The 24434-nt window shown below is 40.5% G+C and carries 25 protein-coding genes and 2 other annotated features; of the genes, 8 read left to right on the forward strand and 17 right to left on the reverse strand.

Annotated elements, in window-relative coordinates; translation table 11 throughout:
• Positions 1-141 precede the first annotated feature (141 nt).
• Entirely contained in the window at positions 142-327 is a 186-nt protein-coding gene (locus GUY17_RS15535) for a DUF3545 family protein (RefSeq protein ID WP_101086371.1), read from the forward strand.
• A 132-nt stretch (positions 328-459) separates the two neighbouring features.
• On the opposite strand, the gene GUY17_RS15540 is transcribed toward GUY17_RS15535, so the two are convergent.
• From GUY17_RS15540 to thrA, 4 genes are all read right to left on the reverse strand, one after another.
• Positions 460-1002 (reverse strand): hemerythrin domain-containing protein, encoded by a 543-nt coding sequence (locus GUY17_RS15540; protein WP_101086370.1) that lies wholly within the window; start codon positions 1000-1002, stop codon positions 460-462.
• Positions 1003-1186: 184 nt separating this feature from the next.
• A complete protein-coding gene (gene thrC / locus GUY17_RS15545) occupies positions 1187-2470 on the reverse strand; it encodes a threonine synthase (RefSeq protein ID WP_162023678.1) in 1284 nt (427 codons plus the stop codon).
• A 46-nt stretch (positions 2471-2516) separates the two neighbouring features.
• Positions 2517-3476, reverse strand: a complete 960-nt coding sequence (gene thrB / locus GUY17_RS15550) for a homoserine kinase (protein ID WP_162023679.1) — start codon at positions 3474-3476, stop codon at positions 2517-2519.
• A complete protein-coding gene (gene thrA, locus GUY17_RS15555) occupies positions 3473-5941 on the reverse strand; it encodes a bifunctional aspartate kinase/homoserine dehydrogenase I (protein ID WP_162023680.1) in 2469 nt (822 codons plus the stop codon). Before thrA ends, thrB begins: the two co-directional genes overlap by 4 nt.
• Before the next feature lie 62 nt (positions 5942-6003).
• Positions 6004-6126, reverse strand: a sequence feature (Thr leader region).
• 543 nt (positions 6127-6669) lie between these two features.
• Here thrA and slyD point away from each other — a divergent pair.
• Both slyD and GUY17_RS15565 read left to right on the forward strand, forming a co-directional pair.
• Positions 6670-7236, forward strand: coding sequence for a peptidylprolyl isomerase (gene slyD, locus GUY17_RS15560; protein WP_011638355.1), 567 nt, complete (start codon positions 6670-6672; stop codon positions 7234-7236).
• A gap of 246 nt (positions 7237-7482) precedes the next feature.
• Positions 7483-7860, forward strand: coding sequence for a hypothetical protein (locus GUY17_RS15565; protein ID WP_101086366.1), 378 nt, complete (start codon positions 7483-7485; stop codon positions 7858-7860).
• 273 nt (positions 7861-8133) lie between these two features.
• On the opposite strand, the gene trpR is transcribed toward GUY17_RS15565, so the two are convergent.
• Positions 8134-8412, reverse strand: coding sequence for a trp operon repressor (gene trpR, locus GUY17_RS15570; protein WP_101086365.1), 279 nt, complete (start codon positions 8410-8412; stop codon positions 8134-8136).
• Positions 8413-8726: 314 nt separating this feature from the next.
• On the opposite strand from trpR, the gene GUY17_RS15575 reads away from it, so the two are divergent.
• Entirely contained in the window at positions 8727-9176 is a 450-nt protein-coding gene (locus GUY17_RS15575; RefSeq protein WP_162023681.1) for a cytochrome c, read from the forward strand.
• A 103-nt stretch (positions 9177-9279) separates the two neighbouring features.
• Here GUY17_RS15575 and GUY17_RS15580 read toward each other — a convergent pair whose 3' ends face one another.
• Positions 9280-9945: a cytochrome b/b6 domain-containing protein gene (locus GUY17_RS15580; protein ID WP_162023682.1), complete on the reverse strand. Its 666-nt coding sequence runs from the start codon at positions 9943-9945 to the stop codon at positions 9280-9282.
• A gap of 495 nt (positions 9946-10440) precedes the next feature.
• Between GUY17_RS15580 and raiA the strand changes: the two genes are divergently transcribed.
• Positions 10441-10794, forward strand: coding sequence for a ribosome-associated translation inhibitor RaiA (gene raiA, locus GUY17_RS15585; protein ID WP_101086362.1), 354 nt, complete (start codon positions 10441-10443; stop codon positions 10792-10794).
• 123 nt (positions 10795-10917) lie between these two features.
• Positions 10918-11039: a sequence feature (Phe leader region), on the forward strand.
• 58 nt (positions 11040-11097) lie between these two features.
• Positions 11098-13044, forward strand: coding sequence for a chorismate mutase (locus GUY17_RS15590; protein WP_162023683.1), 1947 nt, complete (start codon positions 11098-11100; stop codon positions 13042-13044).
• Positions 13045-13150: 106 nt separating this feature from the next.
• Here GUY17_RS15590 and GUY17_RS15595 read toward each other — a convergent pair whose 3' ends face one another.
• The 8 genes from GUY17_RS15595 to ffh form a co-directional block, all read right to left on the reverse strand.
• Positions 13151-13495 carry a hypothetical protein gene (locus GUY17_RS15595; protein WP_011638362.1) on the reverse strand — a complete coding sequence of 115 codons (345 nt, stop codon included), beginning with the start codon at positions 13493-13495 and terminating at the stop codon, positions 13151-13153.
• A 130-nt stretch (positions 13496-13625) separates the two neighbouring features.
• Entirely contained in the window at positions 13626-14765 is a 1140-nt protein-coding gene (gene tyrA / locus GUY17_RS15600) for a bifunctional chorismate mutase/prephenate dehydrogenase (RefSeq protein WP_162023684.1), read from the reverse strand.
• Positions 14766-14776: 11 nt separating this feature from the next.
• Positions 14777-15868, reverse strand: coding sequence for a 3-deoxy-7-phosphoheptulonate synthase (locus tag GUY17_RS15605; RefSeq protein ID WP_011638364.1), 1092 nt, complete (start codon positions 15866-15868; stop codon positions 14777-14779).
• Positions 15869-16330: 462 nt separating this feature from the next.
• The gene (gene rplS / locus GUY17_RS15610; protein ID WP_011638365.1) at positions 16331-16684 is read right to left on the reverse strand and encodes a 50S ribosomal protein L19; all 354 of its coding nucleotides are present in this window, start codon (positions 16682-16684) and stop codon (positions 16331-16333) included.
• A 33-nt stretch (positions 16685-16717) separates the two neighbouring features.
• Positions 16718-17464, reverse strand: a complete 747-nt coding sequence (trmD, locus tag GUY17_RS15615) for a tRNA (guanosine(37)-N1)-methyltransferase TrmD (RefSeq protein WP_011638366.1) — start codon at positions 17462-17464, stop codon at positions 16718-16720.
• A 15-nt stretch (positions 17465-17479) separates the two neighbouring features.
• Complete coding sequence (rimM, locus tag GUY17_RS15620; RefSeq protein WP_011638367.1) at positions 17480-18010, reverse strand: ribosome maturation factor RimM; 531 nt, start codon at positions 18008-18010, stop codon at positions 17480-17482.
• A gap of 21 nt (positions 18011-18031) precedes the next feature.
• Positions 18032-18283 (reverse strand): 30S ribosomal protein S16, encoded by a 252-nt coding sequence (rpsP, locus tag GUY17_RS15625; protein WP_011638368.1) that lies wholly within the window; start codon positions 18281-18283, stop codon positions 18032-18034.
• Positions 18284-18512: 229 nt separating this feature from the next.
• Positions 18513-19886, reverse strand: a complete 1374-nt coding sequence (ffh, locus tag GUY17_RS15630; protein ID WP_101086359.1) for a signal recognition particle protein — start codon at positions 19884-19886, stop codon at positions 18513-18515.
• Between the two features lie 281 nt (positions 19887-20167).
• On the opposite strand from ffh, the gene ccsA reads away from it, so the two are divergent.
• Together ccsA and GUY17_RS15640 are read left to right on the forward strand one after the other, a co-directional pair.
• Positions 20168-20956, forward strand: a complete 789-nt coding sequence (gene ccsA / locus GUY17_RS15635; RefSeq protein ID WP_101086358.1) for an inner membrane protein YpjD — start codon at positions 20168-20170, stop codon at positions 20954-20956.
• Positions 20957-21108: 152 nt separating this feature from the next.
• The gene (locus GUY17_RS15640) at positions 21109-22389 is read left to right on the forward strand and encodes an HlyC/CorC family transporter (protein WP_101086357.1); all 1281 of its coding nucleotides are present in this window, start codon (positions 21109-21111) and stop codon (positions 22387-22389) included.
• A 61-nt stretch (positions 22390-22450) separates the two neighbouring features.
• Here GUY17_RS15640 and GUY17_RS15645 read toward each other — a convergent pair whose 3' ends face one another.
• From GUY17_RS15645 to pdxJ, 3 genes are all read right to left on the reverse strand, one after another.
• On the reverse strand, positions 22451-22975 hold the full coding sequence (locus GUY17_RS15645) for a DUF962 domain-containing protein (RefSeq protein WP_162023685.1): 525 nt from the start codon (positions 22973-22975) through the stop codon (positions 22451-22453).
• A gap of 304 nt (positions 22976-23279) precedes the next feature.
• Entirely contained in the window at positions 23280-23660 is a 381-nt protein-coding gene (gene acpS / locus GUY17_RS15650) for a holo-ACP synthase (RefSeq protein ID WP_101086355.1), read from the reverse strand.
• Positions 23660-24397 (reverse strand): pyridoxine 5'-phosphate synthase, encoded by a 738-nt coding sequence (gene pdxJ, locus GUY17_RS15655; RefSeq protein WP_162023686.1) that lies wholly within the window; start codon positions 24395-24397, stop codon positions 23660-23662. The genes acpS and pdxJ overlap by 1 nt, the downstream gene beginning before the upstream one ends.
• Positions 24398-24434: the final 37 nt, after the last annotated feature.

The following is a 24434-nucleotide window of genomic DNA, read 5'->3' on the forward strand; positions in this document are numbered from 1 at the left end:
AGGTTTTTTTATGCGTTTTTGATATCAAATTCACTAAACTGTGATTTATTAGTAACGTAAATGCAACACAACTATTGCACCCTATAGCTGAAATATGGTACTTATTTGTGCAGAGACATCATAATAACAAGGGAGGTTACCATGGATCGATTAGACTATGGTGGTGCGCTAGACGAAGTTGTTGAAAGACCAACCCGCTCAAAAAGCTCGTCAAAAAAACGCAAATGGCGTGAAATTGAAACCATTAAGGATAAACAGCGTTTACTCAAGGAATTGCAAGATATTGATGATTCATTCGATTTTGATGTTAATACATTAGTGCTTTAATTGAATCCCACCACATTTAACACTTAACGATAAAATCGATTAAAAGAGCGCATAGAGCGCTCTTTTTGTTTGCCAGAATTTATAGGTTGGCTATGAATGTGCATCACAACCCTCTAGCCCAGAATAATCACATCATTTGTTATCTGAATGTTCAATATAGGTCCGTAAATCTTCAAAAATCGTTTTATCATTATCATTAAATAACGGATCTTCAATTAAGCGATTTTGACATAACACGTTGATTTTTTGCCAATCGTTATTGTCTAATGCCTTAACAAAATTAGGAAAGACTTCCCGTTCTTCATACTGCATATGCAATTGTTGTAGGTCAATATATTCTTGCAGATCGTTAATCAACTTGTCGCGCGAGATAACCACATCCGAAAGAATCATATTCAAGCTATAAACTAAAGCACCCGATGCCTCAGCCAAACGATGATGTTCATTATAAAGTTGGCCACAATTCGCTAAACCCGTTTTATTACTGTAATAATCGAAAATAATATCTTCCAACGGGTGATGACTATGCTCAGCATAGCCTTGCATATACTCAACGATATCCCTAACCAGATTAAAATTAACTCCGTTACCTTCAGCCAATCGAGTCAATTTATTCGAAAGGATATTCAACAAAATGGCAATATGCTTATGATCGCGCATTAAACGTTGCAACATAACCTTCTCCCGTCATCTATCTACAAAACACCAATGTATAAATAATAGCCAATAATGCGTCTTTTACTAATCTACACTGTGATAAGCATTATGAGGTATGACCAAGATCATAATATTGAAATATAAAAAAACACCTAATGCCAATCTCATTGATATTAGGTGTTAGATATTTGAAGCTAAGGGGTTACTTTAACACAGCAAACATATGAACCTTAAGCTGACCAAAATCAGCATCTAATTCTGCTGACAGAATCGTTTTGTGTGCCACTGCAGCTAATTCAGGAGGTAACGGCAAATTAATGGCCAACTCACGGTCAACCACATCTTTAAACTTCGCAGGATGCGCTGTACCTAGAAATACACCAGTTTCGTTACCTGTTAGGCCAAGCGTTAATGCATGAGCTGCAATCGCCGCATGAGGCTCTGATTGATAACCCAACTGATAAAGTTCTGCTAAAGCGCCAGCGGTATCATCTTCAGAAAGAGCCACGCCAGCTACCAATGATAACGGCCAGCCCATTTGCTCACAAATCGCTTCAACACGAGGCCAATTACTTGGCTCTGACACATCCATAGCATTTGACATAGTCGCTACCGTTTTATGTGGCTGCCATTCTCCACCAGTGAGATAACGCGGTACAGTGTCATTGCTATTGGTTGCTGCAATAAAACGTTTAATAGGTAACCCCATGGCTTTAGCAAATAACCCGGCCGTTAAGTTACCAAAATTACCGCTGGGTACAGACATCACAAGCTCATTATGTCCAGCTTGCTTTGCTTGCGCTACCGCTTCAAAGTAATAACATATCTGAGCTAATAAACGGCTGATATTAATCGAATTAGCAGAATTTAACGCTAAGCCATCGCGAACATCACTGTCATCAAAAGCTTGTTTTACCAGATGCTGACACGCATCAAAGTCAGACGTTACTGCCACAGTATGAATATTTTTACCTAAGGTGGTAAACATCTTCTCTTGTAGTTCGCTAATTTTACCTTTTGGGTATAACACCATTACATTAACGTTATCTAAACCGTAGAATGCATCCGCTACTGCAGCGCCAGTATCACCCGATGTTGCGGTTAAAATGGTCAGTTTTTTATTGCCAGCAAGTAAATCAACACATTGGGCCATAAACCGTGCGCCAAAATCTTTAAACGCTAATGTAGGGCCATGAAAAAGCTCTAAACAAGCGCGTTTATCATCAACCTTAACGAGTGGTACATCGAAGGTAAATGCTTTATCAACAAGCTTATCAACATTCTCCTGCCCGAGTTCATCCGCTAACCAAGCACCCAAGACTTTTTTACTTCGCTCAGCAAAGGGTAATGCCAGCAATGCATCTATATTGGATAGTACAGGAATGGACTTTGGGAAAAACAGTCCTCTATCTTTACCTAAACCCAGCTGAACCGCTTGACTGAAGTTAACTACCTGCGATGGGTGTTTTAAATTATATAATTCCATTGCGACTGCCTTTTAAATTTCAATATCAATAATGTGAAAGAGAGCGTTACACGCAGCGCGTGCCAAGTTTATCTAATTTACAAACGTGAGCAAAACCACCTTGCTCCGAAATATAATGTTGCATCAGCCAGTTTTTGGCTTTTTCTGCGATGGCTAAATCGTCGGTTACACTAAACAATGTTGGGCCGCTGCCAGAAATACCACTAGTCAGCATGCCTAATTCAGCTAATGCTGATCGCGCTTCGGTATAACCAGGAATTGCGGATGCACGATAAGGTTCAGCCAAAACATCTTTTAGCATCTCAATCGCTAATGCGGCATCTTGCTGATAACTAGCGTGAACAAATGCACTTAAGTAACGTCCAAAATCGATGGCAACAGACTTATCATATTGTTCCGGCAGTAATTCGCGCATTTTGGCTGTAGATAATGAAATCCCCGGGTAAGCGATAACCCAATACCAGTTATCAAAACTTGGAATAGCAGCACATGCTTGGTCACGAGAGTTGAGCATTAGCTGCATGCCGCCTAAATAGCATGGCGCTACATTGTCATAATGCACGCTGCCAGATATCTTCCCTTCAAACTCGCCCATCAATGCTAATAAAGCTTGCTGGTTAAAAGGCTGTCCAAAATGTTCATTTAAAGCATATAACGCGGCGACAACTGAACTGGCACTAGAGCCTAAACCACTGCCGACTGGAAGGTTTTTCTCTAGACAAACAGTGACACCATCTTGTCGTTGTAATTTATCTAAAAAAAACTCAGCGCATTGGTAAACAATATTGTCCTTACCATCACTTGGTAATTTATGTGCCCATTCACCTGTTTGGCTATATTCAACCCCGCTGGCAGCAGCGCTAATCATCACTCTATCGCCCAATAATGAGCCGTCAATCGGCGCCAATGCAGCGCCTAGCAAATCAAAGCCAACACCAACATTACCCATAGACGCTGGAGCATACACAGTAAGCGTGTCTTGGCTTACTTTTAACGTTTGATTCATAACCCAACCTCACGAGTCCAGTTTAAGGTTCTTAATACGTCAGCAAAAGCCCCGGCAGCAGTAACATCGGTACCGGCACCATAGCCTCTTAATACAAAGGGAATTGGTTGATAATAACGGCTATAAAATGCCAGCGCATTCTCGCCACCTTTTACGCTGTATAATGGATCAGTTGCATCGACTTCAACAATTCTGACATGGCATTGCCCATCTTCAATTTGACCAACATAACGCAGCACTTTACCTTCGGTTTTAGCCGCCGCGACTCGAGCTGAGATAACCTCATCTAATGAAGCAAGATTGGCCATAAATTGATTAACATCGCCTGAGTCATCAAAATCAGCAGGCAATACAGATTCAATATTAATGTCTTCAAGCTCTAATGGCAGGCCAACTTCACGAGCAAGAATGAGTACTTTACGAGCGACATCCATACCACTTAAATCATCACGAGGATCGGGTTCAGTAAAACACTTGTCACGCGCAATCGCAGTCGCTTGCGATAAGCTCATACCGTCATCTAACATACCAAAAATGTAGGATAATGACCCAGACAAAATACCATTAAACTTATGTAGCTTATCACCGGCGTACATGAGTTTTTTCAAGTTATCGATAACCGGTAAACCAGCTCCTACCGTCGTTTCATACAAAAACTGTCGACGCTGAGTTAAAGCCGTTTTACGCAATGCTTGATAGTAAGCATAATCACGAGTGTTCGATTTTTTGTTTGGGGTAACAACATGGAAACCGGCATTCATCACATCAAGGTAACGGTCTGACACTAACTCGCTTGATGTACAATCAACCAGTACAGGATTAAGTAATTGCTGCTCTTGTCCCCACTCAAGTAGCTTAGCTAAATCATACGTTTGGCCCTTCTCGGCCAGTAATGACTGCCACTCGCCAAGTTCAATACCTTCACTATTCAACAACATTTGGCTCGAATTAGCGATCCCACATACACGAATACTAATGTGTTGTTCTTTTAACATCGCACTTTGCTGCTTGATTTGATCGAGTAATCCAGCCCCCACATTACCGCTACCGACTAAAAAAACATCAAGATACTGCTGAACATCGAAAAATGCTTGATGGCATGCTCCAATAGCATGTTTGGTTTTTTTCTGTTGAATAACAGTAGAAATAGAACGCTCAGATGACCCCTGCGCAATAGCAACGATGTTGACACTGGCTTTAGCTAACGCAGTAAAAAACTTAGCCGCTACGCCCTTGTGGGTTTTCATGCCATCACCGATCAAAGACACAATCGACAGGTCATGACGTAACTCAATCGGTTCAAGTAATTCACTCTTAATTTCTAGCTCGAACTCCTGCTCTAATGCCCATTTGGCTTTATTGGCATCTAAAGTTGCCACACAAAAACTGATACTGTACTCAGATGAGCTTTGGGTAATAAGCGATACCGAGATGCCACAGCGAGAGATAACCGCTAATGTTCGGCTTGCCATACCGACCATGCCTTTCATACCAGGGCCCGATACGTTAAACATGGTTTGATTATCAAGATTGGAAATTGCTTTAACTTGTAAACCGGTTTTATCATCGTCATTAGACACTAGCGTGCCGGGAGCGGATGGATTAAAACTGTTTTTGATGTAACAAGGAATATGATACTGAGCAATCGGCGCAATCGTTTTAGGATGCAATACTTTGGCACCAAAATAAGACAACTCCATCGCTTCTTGGTAGCTTAGCTGCGATAACAATTTAGCATCAGCAACCACTCGAGGATCTGTGTTATAAACCCCATCAACGTCAGTCCAAATTTCACAACTTGAGGCATCTAAACATGCCGCCAGAACCGCAGCTGAATAATCAGAACCATTGCGGCCTAATGTGACGATCTTGCCCTGAGCATCTGCAGCAGTAAAACCAGGCATCACCCACACTCGATATTGATCAAGCGGTAGTAAGGTAAAGCGAGGTTTGCTCACCGCAATATCAACGACCGACTCCAACGGCTGACCATGCGCTAAAAATAACGCCACTGGATCTAATTGTGCTGAAGTGATGTCTTTCGCCAACATAACTTGTTCCATTAATGCCGCAGATAAACGCTCACCCGTCACCACTATTTCAGCACGAACACTATCAGGGCATTCGCCTAGCAGTTTAATACCGTAAAGTTTATCTTTCCAAACTTGCATTTGTGCCGTTAATTTCCCAACCAGCAGCTCATGTTGAAGAGCCGTAATAAGTGATGCCGCCGCGTCAGAAAACAGCCCGCTATAGACCAAATGAATATGATCTAATACCGGTTGATAATCATGTTGTTCAACTGCTATGTCTACCATTTCTAAAAGCGCATTGGTCACTGTGGCAGGAGCTGAAAGCACTGTAGCAACAGATTCTGTCAAAGCCGTATCAGCAATAATATCTGCCGCCATCGAAAAACGAGGCCAATTCGCTAGCGATGTTCCACCAAATTTCATTACTTTCATGTCGCTCTCCTTGTCACTCATAAAGTGACAACATTAAATTAAAATCAAATGATTAGAATAAAAACAAAAAAGCCCGCTTCAGTTGTTAGAAGCGGGCTTTTTATGCAAAATCTTTTAAGGTGTAATCAGCCCGCCCCCACTATGGTAATAGTGGTGGTTGTAATGGTTGTAATTACAACGAGCATGAGGGTAAACATTTGATGATTCTCTTCGTTAAGTTAAATGTTAACTGCCGATAATATTTAATTAGATTAAATAGCTGATCCACGCTGGCTAACAGAATTGCTTTTTTAACCTAAGGTTGTCAACCCCTCATTACAGTTTATTTACTAGTTATTTTTTAAGTTGAGTTGATTTTTTTAATAATTAAGTTGTTAAAAATCAATAATGAGTAGTGATAACCATTATTGATTGCCTTATCCAACGTTAACGTAGACGTAAGAGTAATAAATAAAGTTAAGTAAATACAACAATTTCATAATGATAGAAGTAGTAACTTAATATGTATTCATAAAAAGATTGCCAGTAAATGTGTAACCAAGATGATTTATCCGCCTTAGCTATTTCCTACACCAATTAAATGATTTATTTTCACCATCAGTCGATGTAAAACATGCAGCATAAGACAAAACAAAAAAAGCTGTGATTCAATAACCAAAAACTGATGTTAGTCATCGCAGCCTTATATCAAAATACGGTATGATACTCACATCACAATTGGAGGCGATATGAAAATTACAAAACATGCGGCGGTCACTATTCATTACCGCTTATCTGATGAGCAAGGTCTATTAGTAGAAAGTTCATTTGAAAGTGAACCAATGGTTTACTTACATGGCACTGAAAATTTAATTCCTGGACTTGAATCAGTTTTGGAAGGTAAAACTGTTGGTGAAAATATCGAGGCAAAGATCCCTGCGGAACAAGCCTATGGCGAATATCACCCAGGTTTAAAGCAAGAAGTTCCTGTCAGTGCATTTGGTGATGTCGAAGATATCGTTCCAGGTATGCGTTTTATCGCTGAAACTGAAATGGGTCAACGCCCTGTTCAAGTAATTGAAGTGAAAGATGATGTCATCGTTGTTGATGGTAATCACCCTCTAGCGGGTCAGTCACTGCATTTTAGTGTCGAAGTTATTGCTGTAAGAGAAGCAACAGCAGAAGAGCTATCTCATGGACATATCCATGCAGAAGGCGGCTGTGGTAGCCATGGACACGATCACGGACACGACCATGAATCATGTGGCACAGAAAAACCTGGCTGTGATGGGAATGGCGGCTGTGGCTGTCGTTAATTCATTATTGATTAAATAGATAAGTGACTCATTCTATTTTTAATGTCTATTTGTCAGTAAAAAGGTTGAAACATCGTAAGGCACTGTCTAGTTACTAGGCAGTGCCTTTTTGTTTAGGTTATAGTTAGTTCGTTAGTCACATCAATTAGTCAGATTTATTGTATCGACCGTTAAGGATAACTAGGCGGTACAATCCTCACTAATTGACAACCAATATAATAATTAATACCTAGCGACGGAGTGCTTATGTTAATTAAACCGCTGTATGAATTACTGCCGTTCACTTACATGCTTGTAGGCAGTGTCAGTATTTTTCTTCTTGAACCTAATTATGCACTTATTGCTTCAATTGTAGTGTATTTATATGGTGCACATATTTACAACTTACGTTCCAAGAACCGTAGAACCGATCCCAAACGTAAACGCAAATCAGGATTAATCCCCGAAACGATTTATGGTTTATTACCCTTTATTTACGTATTAAGTGCCGTGAGCCTTTATCGTTTTTACCCTAGAGATTCGAGCACACTTTTTGCTCTGTGCCTAACCACGTATGGTGGATACCTATTTTTAAGACGTTTAAGTTATCGTCATCACAGATTACCGCGTGGAGTTAGCCAATAGTCAGATTTATTATTGCAATGAGGATCAAAAAGGTTAACTGAACAAAACAGCATAAGGAATTGATTAGTAGGTGTTAATGGTGAACCTAATGTAATTAAAATCGATGGGTGTCTATTTGATTTTATGAGCAATGCTTTAGGCTCGATAGGTAATAAAAGACACCTATCGAGTCAGTTATATTGGTGATTTATCAGCACTGAATTATCAGCATTGAGGACTGAAATATTGTGTCGATGCGAATCGATGACCAATTGCTTAGCCTAAAATCAATTGTTAATCCAGAATCAATTTTTTAACTAAGTCTCTTTGATTTACTGGCATATTTTTTAAATAATTTGAACACCGTGTAATCGTTGCAATACTCACTTGATGTTCTGCAGCAATTTGTCTCTGACTCAATTCCCCTGCTAATAACGTTTGGAACACCTGTAAACGCCCAGAAACTGCACTTCGCTCTTCTTCGGTTAATAATAAATGAAACAACACCGACAAATCATCTTCATTTGCATGGGTTAATATTTTTTCTACCACTAAATTCCAATTGGCACGCATTGTTTTTTCTCTTTTTAGTAATGCCCAGACATTACAAGTGTACCAAGGAACGACGTCGATTAGCAAAATTGCTACCGATAAACTTGTAATGAAAATGAAAAATAACTGCGGGATGCTATTGATGAAAGATATCGCAAAATGCTTATAAAATTGTGTAGAATGAGATGTAATACCCTCATAACTAAGCGCTAAAAACTCGACTAAGTAGTAGGCTGAACATTTAATGGTTAGCACTTTAGTTAAAAGTTAGCATAATTATGTGGATATCTGTGCTTATGGAACCGGTACCACCCACAAAAAAGTGAAGGATGACGATGAAAAAGATATTACTAACGGTTGCGGCAACCGCAATGATGATCCCTGCTGTATTTGCGAATAATTTTGAAGAACCTGCAGATGCCATTGAATACCGCCAAGCTGCTTTCGGCTTAATTGCTTATAACTTTGGTGATATGGGCGCTATGCTAAAAGGTAAAAAACCTTTTGATGCTGCTGTATTTAGTGCTCGTGCAGATAATGTTGCAGCGCTATCAAAAATACCACATGAAGGTTTTATTGCTGGTTCAGATAAAGGCGATACCGAAGCACTAGCTAAAATTTGGCAAGATAAAGCAGATTTTGATAGCAAAATGACTGCATTTCAAGATAATGCCGCGGCATTAGCTGTTTCAGCTAAATCAAGCGATAAAAATAGCATTAAACAAGCTTTTGCTAACACTGGTAAAAGCTGTAAAGGTTGTCACGACGTTTACAAAAAAGACTAATTTGATTAGTTAGCTCTGGTGAGTATAAGTAGCTCTACTCAATAGTAAAAATGATAAAAGCCCATCTTTATGGGCTTTTTTATTGGCTTTAATTAACCTGGAATTATAAAAAACTGACCACAGGTTCGAGTAACAACCACCAAATAGCAGCAAAAATAACTGACACGATAACTAACGCCATCCAAGGCGAACGCAATGTAGGTGAAGTGACCTGCTCGGTAACTTGTTTATAACCGCTGAACATGGCTTTAAGTACATTGTCACCCTTAAAAACATGCACTAACACGGCAATAATATGTACCGCAGCCAAAGCCAAAATAAGATTGAAATTAGTTTTATGCAGCCAGGTTAGCCACCCCGCAGTATCTGACGAAACGAGATATATCAGCGGACCTTCAGTAAAAATATCATCTGTTGCAAATAAACCGGTACTTAACTGCAACACAAGTGATCCCAGCAACACAATCACCATATAACCACCTAGTGGATTATGCCCAAGTGACGAAGGTTTAGGCTGGGCTTTCGCGTAAGCGATAACTTTTTTAGGTGCAACAAAAAAATGTGTAAACTTAGCGGTGTCACTTCCTATAAAGCCCCAAATTAATCTAAATGTAATCAGAGTCATCAATAGATACGCCAATATCTGATGCCACTGCATTTCACCTATTTCGGCTGTCCACCATAATCCGCCAATTAAACACACCATAGCCCAATGGAAAAAACGTGTTGGAAAATCCCATACCTTTATTTTTTGTTGTTCTATACTCATTAATAACCTGCTTATTACTATTCTTTACTGACAAATTATAAACTCATCAGCAATAAATAAAACAAGAAGGTTTACAAACTAATACAAATAAACATGCTTACGTAGCTAAAAAAGACAACCAAAGAAGCTTTGCTTTATAAAGAGGATGAACCTAACGAGAAGTAATAAATCAATGTCAGCTAAGTAACCAGTAACATAGGATAAAGGAGCATGCTTGTAGAGCGTTTATGAATAAGACAACCCCATACAAAATCGTGCTTGAAATTGTATGAAAAAACCTCAGCAAAGCTAATTAAGTATTAACTTATCCATACAAATATGAGCCTATACTGACAGCATTACAAGCATATTTAATGGCTTTTTTGTTCAAAACGTCTAAGAGATCAAATATGCAGCACTCGATATATAAAGCCGGTAAAAGTGTGATGTAGATCACGAATTTTATGGTTAACCTTGGTAATCTGGAGTTAAGCAAACAACAAGAAGGTTCTAAATATGCTGAAAATCACTAGCAAACAACTTGAAGTCACTGCCCTTATCCGTGAACGTATTGAAGGACGATTAGAAAAATTAAGTCGACATGATATTCAATTAATTAACCCGCACGTCATTATTACTCAAGAAAAGCAGTTGTTTAAAATAGAGGCATCAGTTGGATTACCTAGTGGAGATTTATTCGCCCAGGCAAAAAGTGAAAACCTATACGCAGCAATTACTGCAATGGGACAAAAGCTGGAAAAACAGCTAAATCGCCTGACCCACAAACCCCAGGCTCAACGCCATGTATCATTACCAAATGACACAGAAAGCGAATTTGAGTATGTTTATAAGGAGGAAAACGCCGCTTGATATTATTTATCTCTCACCAGCGCACCTTCGGGTGCGCTTTCTTTTGTCTATAATCCAATACTCAAGCATTGATGAGTAAATTTACGTTGACAGTCGCCTGTCAGAGCTTTAGTTTTACTCCATGAACAAAAAAATATTCAGCCTTTTTATTTTCTTTTTTATTCAGCCCACCTCTGGAGGCGGATTTTCTGTGTAAAAACGAAAATGAAAATTCTAAAGCCTCCCAACTGGGAGGCTTTTTTGTCTTATAAACTCTGCCGTATCTAGTCATGCGCCAGTATGTAGCGTCACATTGAGGTCAATATGCAAAAACCACCTGAGTTAAGTCAAACTCGTGAACAGATAACTGCCTTGGATAAATCCTTATTAGCGTTGTTATCTCAGCGCCGCCAATTGAGCCTAAATGTTGCACGCAGCAAAGAAGTTGATGTTAGACCGATACGAGATACACAACGAGAAAAAGAACTACTTGAAAGACTAGTACAGCAAGGGCGCGACCAAGGACTTGATGCACATTTTGTGATATCACTTTATCAAAGCATTATTGAAGACTCGGTTTTATTTCAACAAACGTATCTTCATGGTAGAGCTAACCCAGACACTCAAAAGCAGCAATATACTGTGGCTTATTTGGGTGCTAGGGGTTCTTACTCTTACTTAGCTGCAAGCCGTTACTGTTCACGCCGTCAAGTCGAAATGCTTGATTTCGGCTGCAAAAGTTTTGATGAAATTGTTAATGCCGTTGAATCTGGTCATGCCGATTATGGTTTTTTACCGATTGAAAATACCTCTTCAGGATCTATCAATGAAGTGTATGACGTACTGCAACATACAACGCTGTCAATTGTTGGCGAAACAACTATTGAAGTGAGTCATTGTTTACTCACTAAACCCAACGGTAAACTATCTGATATCAAGACTATTTACGCTCACCCGCAGCCGATCAGTCAATGCAGTCGCTATTTAAGTCAACATCCTCATATCAAACTTGAATATTGTTCTAGTAGTGCTGAAGCCATGACAAAAGTTGTCGAGGCGGACAGCAATACTGTCGCAGCCATAGGCAGTGCTGAAGGCGGAGCGCTGTATCAGTTAATTGCGATGGAGCAAGGTTTAGCTAACCAAAAAATCAATCAGAGTCGTTTTATTGTTGTCGCTCGAAAAGCCTCTGCGGTGCCTTCTCAGCTGCCAGCAAAAACCACCTTGATCATGGCGACAGGACAGAAGCCAGGAGCATTAGTAGAAGCATTATTGGTACTTAAAGCTCATAATTTGAATATGAGTAAGTTAGAATCTCGTCCAATACCTGGAACACCATGGGAGGAGATGTTTTACCTCGATATTGATGGCAACTTGGCTACTACCGAAGTACAACAAGCGATTAAAGAGTTAGAGCGCCTTACTCGTTTTATCAAAGTATTAGGCTGTTATCCATGTGAAACCGTTAAACCTACACAACTATCGCAAGCTCAATTATTAATTGAACCCGGTAGCTCTAAACAAGAGCCAATCAAACCTATACCAAATAGCCAAGCTAAGCATTCACGCGACTATAAATCACAAGATACTCAATTGTTCTGTCAGCACTTACAAATAGGCGCCGGACAATTTAGCGCATTACAGCAAATTAACTTACCGATAGATAATACCGAACTGGCTACGCAAGCAAAGCACATCAAAGAATCAGGCTTTCAAGCCATTGTGCTCAATGATTTAAAACAACAACTCAATGAACAACAATTAAAACAGCATGCACAGGTCATTGAACAAGCTGGTTTATTATGTGTAATGCAAATAGATCAAGAACAAGAGTTTATCGTTGCTAGCCAATTAGCAGATATGCTGATATTAAGTGGTAAACAAATGTACAACCCGGACATGTTAACCTTAATTGGTTCCGTCAATTTGCCGGTAATATTAGAAAGAAACACCATGGCTAGTATCGATGATTGGCTACAAGCTGCCGATGCAGTCCTTAGTCACGGTAATCAACAACTCGGGCTATGCGAATCAGGTGTACGTAGTTTCACGCACCCAGAGCAGTTAAGCCTCGATTTAGCCGGATTGGTTGAAGTGAAATCCCGCAGTCATTTACCTGTAATCGTTAACACGAGCTTCTGTATTAATGCTGCACTGTTAACTACTCATGCAAATGCCGTTAAGCAACTTAATGCTGACGGAATTATATTGTTACATCAAGATGGTGTATCGCAAGCTGATATTATTCATGGTTTATACCAAGCAAAGTAACGATTAAATAACCGGGAATGACACACATAAAAATGCCGAGAATATTCTCGGCATTTTATTACTCGTAATTGTAAAAGGTAATTAGTTATTCAAGGCTATTCAATAATCATACTGCTAGGCCATCATTTAAACTTATCCAGCCTTTAAAAATACGATAACTGAACCAACTAACACCCAGTAAGTACATGGGTAAACTCAGCCATAAAGGACTAAGCCAATATCCTGCAATAAAAAATGGACATAGGCCAATAATACTCATACGTTGCCAACGTAGATGACTACCCAACACAGAGTCTGGGTTGACGTTCTTTTGGATCAAATTAAGCCAAAAACTCAATAATACAGGCACAAAAAATAATGGAAAAGCACTCATTAAGCCGTAAAGAAAATGCCCTAAGGAATTATCTTCAACCTGTTGAACAGGTAGCATATTCGATGGCATCATCGACATGGGGTATCCTCCAAAGGTAACTAAGTTTACTGAGCTAACACAGCGTTATTTGGCTACCGTATTAACTAAACATAAGCTTTGTGTCACTATTTCGCAATAATTAGTTCAATTAATAATGCTTCATTTAGCGTTATCCAGCTTTCATATCATTAACAGATTGCAACATGGCGCGACTTTCATGTTGGAACTGCGGCGCAAAGTCACCAAACCATTTAGCGACACGCTGGAACTGCTCCACAAAGGCTTGCCTATTACCGGTTTGCAACATTGTTAATGCATCACGATAATTATCTAGATAATCACTAATCGCGTGTTGGCTGCCAGGTTGGGCAAAAATAATATCGGCATAAAGCTCGGGATCTTGAGCAAATAAACGACCAACCATGGCTAACTCTAAACGATAAATCGGTGAGCTAAACTGTAATAAGTTACCAATATCAGCTTCTTCTTTGCACAAGTTGACGCCATATACGAATGTTGAAAAGTGACGCATAGCCTGTACAAGTTGCATCGCTTTATCATGACGCTCTGCTTCAGCTTCAACTATTCGCGCCCCCCAAATTTCAATCTGTTGTAGTAACCATTGATACGCTTCTTGATGACGGCCATGACACACCACCACCACCTGTTTAGCGAGACTACCAACATCTGGGCCAAACATAGGATGCAGACCCACTACAGGGCCTTTATGCGCAGCTAACATTGCCGCTAAAGGTGCTTCTTTAATCGAGGTGAGATCAGCTAGAATACAATTTTCAGGTAGCTGGGTTAACTTGTCACGGATCACTTCGCAGGTCACATTTATGGGTACGGTAACAATCACTAATCCTGCACCATCAAAAATGGCAGCGGCATCTTGCCAATCATTTTTATCTATACTTTTAACTTCATAACCAGAAAGAACCAACATTTGGCTAAATAACTGTCCCAGTTTGCCCTGACCACCCACAACGACCACATGACCCAGATCTTGCTTAATCTGCTTAAACCCAACATCTTTTTCATTTAGGTAAGATTCGCGCATAAGTCGACGTAAAATATCTTCAATTAACTGTGGTGAGACATTCATTTTTTGTGCTTCGTCTCGACGTTTAGCTAACATCGATGCTTCACGTTGTGGGGCATAAATAGGTACACCAGCCGCATGTTTTACGGCACCAACTTGCGCCACTAAATCGAGACGTTTACGTAATAAATGCAGTAATTGTTGATCCACGCCATCAATTAAATCACGAAGATGCTCTAAGCCTGCTGTGGTTTTTTCATTCATCTGTTTATCCATTAACCGTTAACAACCTGCAGCGTCTCAAAACGCGTTGGTAATACTGCAGACAACTGGTTAGCGCCTTGTCTTAAAATGGTTTCAGTAGTTTCCCAATCAATGCATGCGTCAGTGACAGAAACACCATATTTTAGCTCTGCTAACGGTTTATCTGAACTCTGATTACCTTCATTGAGGTTACTTTCAAGCATAACACCGATGATAGATTTATTACCTGCTTCAATTTGGTTAAATACATCTTCGCAAACGTTTTTTTGACGTTGATGATCTTTTGATGAATTACCATGACTGCAGTCAACGACTAAACGAGCACTGAGTTTCGCCTTATGAATTTGGGCTTCACTCTGAGCAACACTGTCTGCATCATAGTTAGGTGCTAACCCGCCACGTAAAATAATGTGTCCATCTGGATTACCGGCCGTTTGCAACAAAGAAACTTGACCTTCTTGGTTAATGCCCATAAAGCGGTGGCTGCTGGCAGCTGATTTTAATGCATTAATAGCCACTTCCAACTTACCATCTGTGCCATTTTTAAAACCAACAGGCATCGACAAACCTGAAGCCATTTCTCGATGAGTTTGCGATTCTGTGGTTCTTGCGCCAATTGCAGACCAAGTAACTAGCTCGGACAAATATTGTGGACTGATCGGATCCAGCGCTTCTGTCGCGATAGGTAATTCAAGTTCAGCAAGCCAAATCATGAGTTCTCGAGCCATTCTGAGTCCTTTCTCGACATCAAATGACTCATCCATATCAGGGTCATTAATCAACCCTTTCCAACCGACAGTTGTGCGAGGCTTTTCAAAATACACGCGCATTAAAATGTAGAAATCATCACTGAGTTCATCATGTAACTTTTTCAGCTTTAATGCATACTCTTTTGCCGCGGCAATATCATGAATAGAACATGGCCCCGTCACCACAAGCACCCTATTATCACGTTTATGGACTATATCTGAGACTTGCTTACGAGCATTTAGAATATATTGATAAGCATGAGTTGATAATGGAAGTTCTTGCTTTAACTCTGCAGGAGTCACTAGCACTTGTTCTGAACTGATGTGCACATTATTAATGGTATCTTGTTGCATACTTATCACTCTCTTTTGACGACAGACCAAAGGTCACTAATAGAATTATTTTTTAGGTATTGGATAGTACAATCTGTATTTTTGTAACGCTACACCATTACACCTTGAAAGCAACTATGCCTGCGCAAAGGTCCTAGAGCAAGGCTTATTTACACAAAGTGTAAAAAATCATATAACTGATGATATTTCGTACAAAAAAATAACCCCAGTCATACATCTTGTACGCGCTCTACTCGTCGGTACCGCTCTACTCGTTGTTACCACTCTATTCGCTATTACCACTCTATTCGTCGTTACCGCTCTATTCGTTGTTATCGCTCTACTCGTCGTTACCACTCTATTCGCTATTACCGCTCTATTCGCTGTTATCCCTTTATTATTTTTAAAAGCCCCACAAACAAAAACCCGCCTTTCGGCGGGTTGTTGTGCGAACACTGCATCTTTATTCTGTATTGGTAACTATTACTTAGTTGCCAATTTTTCACGGATACGTGCAGACTTACCTGAACGCTCACGTAAATAGTACAGTTTAGCACGACGTACACGACCGCGACGCTTAACTTCGATGCTAGCAATTAGCGGGCTATGCGTCTGGAAAGCACGCTCAACACCTTCGCCATTAGAGATTTTACGTACTGTGAATGCAGAATGCAGACCACGGTTACGCTTAGCAATTACCAAACCTTCAAAAGCTTGAAGACGCTCTTTTTCGCCTTCCTTAACACGTACTTGAACTACTACTGTATCACCAGCACCAAAATCAGGCACATCTGTTTTCATTTGCTCATCGTTGAGCATTTTAATGATGTTGTTCATAATTACTCCATCCTAGTAATAACTGAGCGTTGACTATGCGGACTTGTCCGTTTCATTCACGAACTGCGCTAATAAAGTCGTTTGTTCGTCAGTCAGAGCTAGATTTTCAAATAATTCTGGTCGTCTCAAAAAAGTTCTTCCGATACTTTGTTGTAAACGCCAGAGTCTAATTTTTTCGTGGTCACCGCTTAGCAGCACTGCGGGTACGTCAAGACCATCCAATTGTTCAGGGCGCGTATAATGAGGACAATCCAGTAAACCATCAGAGAAAGAATCTTGCTCTGCTGACGCTTGCTTGCCCAGTACACCTGGTACTAAACGAGCCACTGAATCGATTAACGTCATTGCCGGTAACTCACCACCCGAAAGTACGTAATCACCGATAGACCATTCTTCATCAACTTCTGTTTGAATAATGCGTTCATCAACACCTTCGTATCGACCACACACTAAAATCAAACACTCTGATTTAGCTAACTCAGTAACGCCATGCTGATCCAGCTTGCGTCCCTGAGGAGATAGATAAATCACTTTTGCCCTATCACCTGCAGCTGCTTTAGCTGCATGGATAGCATCACGCAGAGGTTGCACCATCATTAACATACCGGGCCCACCACCATAAGGTCGGTCGTCCACAGTATTATGTCTATCATGGGTGAAATCTCGAGGATTCCACGTTTGCACCTCTAGCAGGCCGTTTTTCACGGCTCGACCCGTAACCCCAAAGTCTGTAACAGCACGAAACATCTCTGGAAACAGGGTGATTACCCCTAACCACATATGTTGTACCTCGACTTAGAAGTCAGGATCCCAATCCACTAAAATCTGTTTCCCTTGCAAGTCCACCTGTTTGATGAACTGCTCAGGGACAAAGGGGATCATACGTTCCGCTTTGCCGAAGGCATCTTTGGCATTAGCTTTAATCAGTAGTACGTCGTTTGATCCTGTTTCCACGATCTGGTCAACAATACCCATGTTATAGCCGTTTATATTGGTCACTTCGCAGCCGATAAGATCACGATGATAGAATTCACTATCATCCAAATCTTTCATTTGCTCAGGCATGATCGCAATTTCACAATTTGTGAGCATTTGCGCATGTTCTCTGGTAGCGACACCTTCTAGTTCAGCCACGACAGCTTTACCTTGAAAACGCCACTGAGCGACCTTAACTTCACGCCAAACGCCTTGTTCTTTTATAAGCCAAGGCGAATAATCGAAAATACCTTCAACAGAATCGGTATAGGAAGTGATTTTTAGCCAACCTTTAATACCATGACTGGAACCTAACTTACCCAGTACAACTAGCTCTTGGTTACTACTCATCTATCTATACCTTATACGCAATTAAGCAACAGCTTTACGCGCGTCTTTAATCAGTTTTGCAACACGCTCAGATGTTGCAGCGCCAGTAGCAACCCAGTGCTCAACACGATCAAGATCTAAACGTAAAGTTTCTTCTTGGCCACGGGCCAATGGATTGAAGAAACCTACACGTTCGATGAAACGACCGTCACGAGCATTGCGGCTATCAGCAACAACGATATTGTAAAATGGACGCTTTTTTGCGCCGCCACGAGCTAAACGAATGGTAACCATGCGTTTTATTCCTCTAATGATTTGCTAGAAGCAAAAATAAAAACTGGAACTCCGTGTTCGCGAAGAGTCCCAGAAAGAAAGCCGGAAGATTTTACCTGACTTTTGAACTATTGCAACCAAATCTGATGATTTTTAGCTCACCCATTTTGTTGCAATAAAGTCAAAAATATAACCTAACCAACTGATTGAATTTAAAAATTACTAGTTTTGCTCTTGAAAGATGCTGTTATTATCGACCAGGAAACTTCATTCCTGGTGGTAACATTCCGCCCATTCCGCGCATCATCTTCTTCATTCCACCCTTGCCAGACATCTTTTTCATCATTTTCTGCATTTGGGTAAATTGCTTCAATAAGCGGTTTACATCTTGAATTTGGGTACCTGAACCGCCAGCGATTCTACGTTTACGAGATCCTTTAATCAAATCTGGATTCTTACGTTCTTTAGAAGTCATTGAATTAATAATGGCTTCCATTTGTCCGGTCATTTTACCGTCTTGAACCTGGGCCAATGCTTCTGGTGGTAATTGTCCTACACCTGGAAGCTTCTCAAGCATGTTCATCATTCCGCCCATGTTTTTCATTTGCTGCAATTGCTCACGAAAATCTTCTAGGTCGAAACTGCCGCCGGATTTAACTTTTGAAGCCAGCTTCATCGCTTTGTCTTTATCGACGCCACGTTCAACTTCTTCAATTAATGACAACACATCACCCATACCGAGGATACGCGAAGCAATACGGTCTGGATGGAAAGGCTCTAATGCATCGGTTTTCTCACCAACACCTAAAAATTTAATTGGCTTACCTGTGATACTGCGAATCGATAACGCTGCACCACCGCGAGCATCACCATCAACTTTGGTTAAAATAACACCCGTCAAAGGTAACGCTTCATTGAATGCTTTAGCGGTGTTGGCCGCATCTTGCCCCGTCATCGCGTCAACAACGAATAAGGTCTCAATCGGATTTACAGTAGCATGCAGCTGTTTGATTTCATCCATCATAGCTTCATCAACGTGCAGGCGACCTGCTGTATCGACAATCACCACATCAATGAATTTTAATTTTGCATAGCTTATTGCGGCTTTAGCAATATCAACTGGCTTTTGGCTTACGTCAGACGGAAAGAATTCAACCTCAACTTCTGCAGCCAATGTTTCAAGTTGTTTAATTGCCGCAGGACGGTATACATCCGCACTGACGACAAGGACTGATTTTTTATGACGTGTACGTAAAAATTTACCTAATTTAGCTACCGAGGTTGTTTTACCCGCGCCTTGAAGACCCGCCATCATGATCACAGCCGGAGGTATTGCCGCTAAGTCGAGGGCTTCATTCGCCTCACCCATGGCTTTTTCAAGTTCGTTTTGGACAATTTTGATAAAGGCTTGCCCTGGGCTTAAGCTTTTTGACACCTCTTGACCCACAGCGCGTTCTTTTACGCTGTTAACGAAGTCTCTAACAACAGGTAAAGCTACATCCGCCTCAAGCAGCGCCATACGCACTTCACGCAGGGTTTCTTTAATGTTGTCTTCTGTTAAGCGACCACGGCCACTAATGTTTTTTAGTGTGCGTGAAAGTCTGTCAGATAAATTTTCAAACATTGAGCGGCTCTTTTCAGCATATCGATAATTGAGCCCATTATACCCAAGCCACTCCAAATTACGATACTTGCAACGCGAAGAACGTAAACACTGACTCATTTTGAGTAAATTATTGTAGCTAAAGGTAGGAAACTGTTAAATTTTGGGTCTTAGGTCACTGCCATATTAGGCCCTGATCATGTTAATCTAATAAAATAATGAAAATGTGATGCTTTGATAGTATTGTTCAACACTCACAGCGCAGTTTTTCAGCATTAATTACTATGATAGGTTGAGTCTCAATGGTTATTTTTTCAGCGGCAGCCATGCTGTTTTATTGTTTAGCTTTGGTTTTAGTAACAAGCAGACTTTTTCATGTTGAAGGGCCTAATCGTAAGGCCGTTATGCTGGCTTCTGGTATTGCCGTCATCATGCACGGGTTTGCACTTTCGAATGCGGTTTTTACTGTCGATGGACAAAACTTTAGTTTAACCAACGTAATTTCATTGGTTAACTGGATTATTGCATTAACGTTCACGATTACAATGCCTCGACTTAAAGTCATCATTGTAGTGCCCGTTGTGTATGCCTGCTCAATATTGTCAGTAGCACTTCTATGGTTAGTGCCGCCGCAGTTTATTACTCATTTTGAAATACACCCTGAACTTCTGGCACATGTAGTGTTATCACTCATGGCCTATAGCGCATTGATGATAGCGGCTATGTACGCCATTCAATTATGGTTTATCCAGAATAAACTGAAGAAAAAGCAAATGATGATGAGCCCAGCAATGCCGCCATTAATGACGGTTGAAAAGCAACTTTATCACCTCATCATTATTGGATTTATTTTACTGAGTTTATCGCTAGTAACTGGATTTGTATTTTTAGAAGATATGTTTGGCGACGGTAAAGGCCATAAGGCCATATTATCAATAATAGCTTGGGTGGTTTACGCTGCGATGTTGTGGCAACAATATACTGTTGGCTGTAGAATCCGTACCGCAGTGATTTATAGCTTATCGGGTGCAGGCTTACTATCTCTCGCATATTTTGGTGCTAGAGTTGTTAAAGAATTGATATTAAACTAATTTTAATATCTTTACGCTGAATATGCTTTTCTATTCTGTTGAAAAATAACCAAGATTACTTGACACTAACGGCCAATAATAAATAATGGCCGTTAAATTTATGACAATTTGGCCAATAGGTCAATTTCACACCACTTTATGGGGCCCCTTTTTTGGACGCTATATCTACCAGCGCACTCCTTATTTTCCTTTTGGTTTTAATCGTGATTTCTGCTTATTTTTCTGGTTCAGAAACCGCAATGATGAGCCTCAATCGATACCGCTTACGACATCTTGCATCCAATGACCACAAAGGTGCACAGCGCGCCTTAAAGTTACTCGACCGCCCAGATCGACTCATTGGCTTGATTCTCATCGGTAATAATCTGGTTAACATTCTTGCATCTGCAATTGCGACTATTATCGGTATGCGCTTGTTTGGTGATATGGGTGTTGCTATTGCAACCGGTGTTCTGACTATAGTGGTGTTAGTGTTTGCTGAGGTCACACCAAAAACGTTTGCGGCTTTGCACCCTGAACGTATTGCATTTCCATCGAGTATTTTATTAGGTTGGTTATTAATATTGCTGTCGCCATTAGTGAAAGCAATCAACTTAATTACCTCAATGTTTTTACGTTTAATGGGCATTAAAACCGTCAAAACAAGTGACGCGTTAAGCCAAGAAGAACTGCGCACAGTTGTGCATGAAGCTGGAGCATTAATCCCACAACGTCACCAAGAAATGTTATTGTCGATTTTAGATTTAGAAAAAGTCACAGTCGAAGACATTATGATTTCGCGCTCAGATATTTATGCTATTAACGTCAATGACGATTTTAAATTGATAAATAAGCAAGTGGTTCAAAGTCCTCATACTCGAGTGTTAGTCTATCGCGACAACATCGATGATGCTGTCGGGTTTATTCACTTACGTGATGCTTTGCGCTTACAATCCAAAGAGCAATTCAGTAAGTCATCATTATTAAGGGCTGTTAAGGAGTTATACTTTATTCCTGAAGGTACACCACTAAACGTTCAATTGACTAATTTCCAGCAAAATAAAGAACGCATAGGGTTAGTTGTTGATGAGTACGGTGATATTCAGGGCTTAGTCACACTTGAAGATATTTTAGAAGAGATTGTCGGTGACTTCACAACCTCAATGCTGACCACGGCAAGTGAAGACATTAATATCCAACAAGATGGTAGTTTCTTAATTGATGCCACGATTAACATTCGTGACCTTAATAAAGAAATGAAATGGAATCTTCCGATTGATGGCCCTAAAACCTTAAATGGCCTGATCATTGAATTTCTGGAAGATATTCCTGCAGCAAACACCAGCTTACGCATCGTCGATTATCAAATAGAAGTCATCGATGTTGCAGATAATATGATTAAAACAGTCAGAGTTTTACCCAGCAATTTAACGTTAATTGATGATAACGAGTAGATTTTTACACATAAAAAAGGCGCTTCAAGCGCCTTTTTTATTGCCATGAATTGGTCATTCATTACGATGCACGACGCTTAGCCTCTAAAGCACGGCGTTTATCACGTGCTATTGGGGTAATTTCTGCGGCTAAGTCTTTTTCCAAACCTAAAATGAAATACAACTCTGCCATCAAAAAGAATGGCCCAATCAGAAGCTGATTGAGATCATCCATAAAAGCAGGTTTGGCCTTTTCATATTTATGGCCAATAAACTGAATAACCCAGCCAATAATAAAAATACTAATGGCAATGATAAAAGGATGTGAGGTATGAACAACCAGCTCTGTGGTGTATAACACCGGCACAATGAACAATACTAATCCAAACGCCAGGCGCATATGAAGTGCCATATAGTAGCCCAATACCACCACAGCTAATATCATTGCAACACTCACTTGATAATCTTGCCATGCAAAGCGAAGAGTCCCCAGCATCAAAAATGCCGACCAAATAATCATAGGAACGCCGACAAAATGCGTCTTTATATTTTGTGGATTTAAGTGCACGCTTTTATAAGTTGAAAGTTGTTCTACTGCCGATTTCATTTTTGATTCTCTCTAGTTAACCTCAGCTCAAAAGAAGGAATGAGGTAGGTAAACTGGCATCATGATATTCGATCTAATTCATATCTAATGGATCATTTTGGCTAACAATCCGTATTGATTTACCAATATTAATCTAGTGTGATGTCGTCGTATTAGTATAGAAAAAGACTGTTTGATGTCAGTTATCATTTCGTTCTGAGATGAGTTGTTGATATCTTGTTAATCTACCCCACTTACGGCCATTTTAAAAGCTCACAAAAAAGGCGCTAATGCGCCTTTAATAAATAGCCTAATATGGTTCACATCAACTTTCTAACACCACAGTGGCTACAGCATAATGTTTTTCATCTGCAATACTGATAAAACCATGCTTGCCCGCTAATTGTTCAAGCCGTGCTAGCGCGCCATCGGTAAAACGTACCTGGGGCGCGCCATTATCATCATTGTCGATATGGATATGTTGAAACGACACACCTCTGCCAATTCCTGTGCCTAAGGCTTTTGCTGCAGCTTCTTTGGCGGCAAAACGCTTAGCTAAAAATCGCTCAGGCTGTTTTGATTGCAAGTAAGTAGTAAGCTCAGACTCGGTCAGCACTCTTCTGGCTAACCTGTCACCTAGGCGCTCTCGCTGCTCACTGATGCGGGCAATCTCAACAATGTCTGTACCGATCCCTACAATCGCCATTATTCGCCTCTGCGGCCTTCAAGCATCAGTTTCTTCATATCCCGTACTGCAGTGTCCAAACCATCAATAGCGGCTCGAGCAATCACAGCATGACCAATATTAAGCTCATAAAGCTCAGGAATAGCCGCGATAGCCTTAACATTGTGATAATGCAATCCATGCCCAGCATTAACCACTAAACCTTTACTGTGAGCATATTGTGCCATTTCAGTAATACGAGCTAATTCATTTGCCTGCTCAGCATCGGTGATGGCATCAGCATAACAACCAGTATGGATCTCAATATAAGGTGCGCCAGATAACACTGCGGCATCAATTTGAGTTTTATCAGCATCAATAAACAATGACACTTTAATACCTTCTGCAGCCAAACGTGTGACGGCTGAGCGGATTTTTTCTAACTGACCTGCGACATCAAGACCGCCTTCAGTTGTTAGCTCTTCACGCTTCTCTGGGACTAAACATGCATACGCTGGTTTGATATCACAGGCGATAGCGATCATTTCTTCAGTGACAGCAAACTCGAAGTTCATTCTGGTCTTTAATGTCTTTGCCAATAAATACACATCACGATCTTGAATGTGGCGACGATCTTCACGTAAATGTATGGTGATACCATCGGCGCCGGCATGCTCTGCTACTGCAGCTGCGTGTACGGGATCAGGATAATGAGTACCGCGGGCCTGACGCAATGTCGCGATATGATCGATGTTAATGCCTAATAGTATTCCGCTCACATCGAGCTCCTTAAGATAATAAATAACACAATGAGGC

It is taken from the genome of Shewanella sp. Arc9-LZ (assembly GCF_010092445.1).
Lineage (GTDB): Bacteria > Pseudomonadota > Gammaproteobacteria > Enterobacterales > Shewanellaceae > Shewanella.

Excerpts from the sequence above, each read along its gene's own strand:
- GUY17_RS15535 (WP_101086371.1), top strand. The coding sequence starts at position 142 with ATGGATCGATTAGACTATGGTGGTGCGCTAGACGAAGTTGTTGAAAGA.
- GUY17_RS15540 (WP_101086370.1), bottom strand. The coding sequence starts at position 1,002 with ATGTTGCAACGTTTAATGCGCGATCATAAGCATATTGCCATTTTGTTG.
- thrC (WP_162023678.1), bottom strand. The coding sequence starts at position 2,470 with ATGGAATTATATAATTTAAAACACCCATCGCAGGTAGTTAACTTCAGT.
- thrB (WP_162023679.1), bottom strand. The coding sequence starts at position 3,476 with ATGAATCAAACGTTAAAAGTAAGCCAAGACACGCTTACTGTGTATGCT.
- thrA (WP_162023680.1), bottom strand. The coding sequence starts at position 5,941 with ATGAAAGTAATGAAATTTGGTGGAACATCGCTAGCGAATTGGCCTCGT.
- slyD (WP_011638355.1), top strand. The coding sequence starts at position 6,670 with ATGAAAATTACAAAACATGCGGCGGTCACTATTCATTACCGCTTATCT.
- GUY17_RS15565 (WP_101086366.1), top strand. The coding sequence starts at position 7,483 with ATGTTAATTAAACCGCTGTATGAATTACTGCCGTTCACTTACATGCTT.
- trpR (WP_101086365.1), bottom strand. The coding sequence starts at position 8,412 with ATGCGTGCCAATTGGAATTTAGTGGTAGAAAAAATATTAACCCATGCA.
- GUY17_RS15575 (WP_162023681.1), top strand. The coding sequence starts at position 8,727 with ATGAAAAAGATATTACTAACGGTTGCGGCAACCGCAATGATGATCCCT.
- GUY17_RS15580 (WP_162023682.1), bottom strand. The coding sequence starts at position 9,945 with ATGAGTATAGAACAACAAAAAATAAAGGTATGGGATTTTCCAACACGT.
- raiA (WP_101086362.1), top strand. The coding sequence starts at position 10,441 with ATGCTGAAAATCACTAGCAAACAACTTGAAGTCACTGCCCTTATCCGT.
- GUY17_RS15590 (WP_162023683.1), top strand. The coding sequence starts at position 11,098 with ATGCAAAAACCACCTGAGTTAAGTCAAACTCGTGAACAGATAACTGCC.
- GUY17_RS15595 (WP_011638362.1), bottom strand. The coding sequence starts at position 13,495 with ATGTCGATGATGCCATCGAATATGCTACCTGTTCAACAGGTTGAAGAT.
- tyrA (WP_162023684.1), bottom strand. The coding sequence starts at position 14,765 with ATGAATGAAAAAACCACAGCAGGCTTAGAGCATCTTCGTGATTTAATT.
- GUY17_RS15605 (WP_011638364.1), bottom strand. The coding sequence starts at position 15,868 with ATGCAACAAGATACCATTAATAATGTGCACATCAGTTCAGAACAAGTG.
- rplS (WP_011638365.1), bottom strand. The coding sequence starts at position 16,684 with ATGAACAACATCATTAAAATGCTCAACGATGAGCAAATGAAAACAGAT.
- trmD (WP_011638366.1), bottom strand. The coding sequence starts at position 17,464 with ATGTGGTTAGGGGTAATCACCCTGTTTCCAGAGATGTTTCGTGCTGTT.
- rimM (WP_011638367.1), bottom strand. The coding sequence starts at position 18,010 with ATGAGTAGTAACCAAGAGCTAGTTGTACTGGGTAAGTTAGGTTCCAGT.
- rpsP (WP_011638368.1), bottom strand. The coding sequence starts at position 18,283 with ATGGTTACCATTCGTTTAGCTCGTGGCGGCGCAAAAAAGCGTCCATTT.
- ffh (WP_101086359.1), bottom strand. The coding sequence starts at position 19,886 with ATGTTTGAAAATTTATCTGACAGACTTTCACGCACACTAAAAAACATT.
- ccsA (WP_101086358.1), top strand. The coding sequence starts at position 20,168 with ATGGTTATTTTTTCAGCGGCAGCCATGCTGTTTTATTGTTTAGCTTTG.
- GUY17_RS15645 (WP_162023685.1), bottom strand. The coding sequence starts at position 22,975 with ATGAAATCGGCAGTAGAACAACTTTCAACTTATAAAAGCGTGCACTTA.
- acpS (WP_101086355.1), bottom strand. The coding sequence starts at position 23,660 with ATGGCGATTGTAGGGATCGGTACAGACATTGTTGAGATTGCCCGCATC.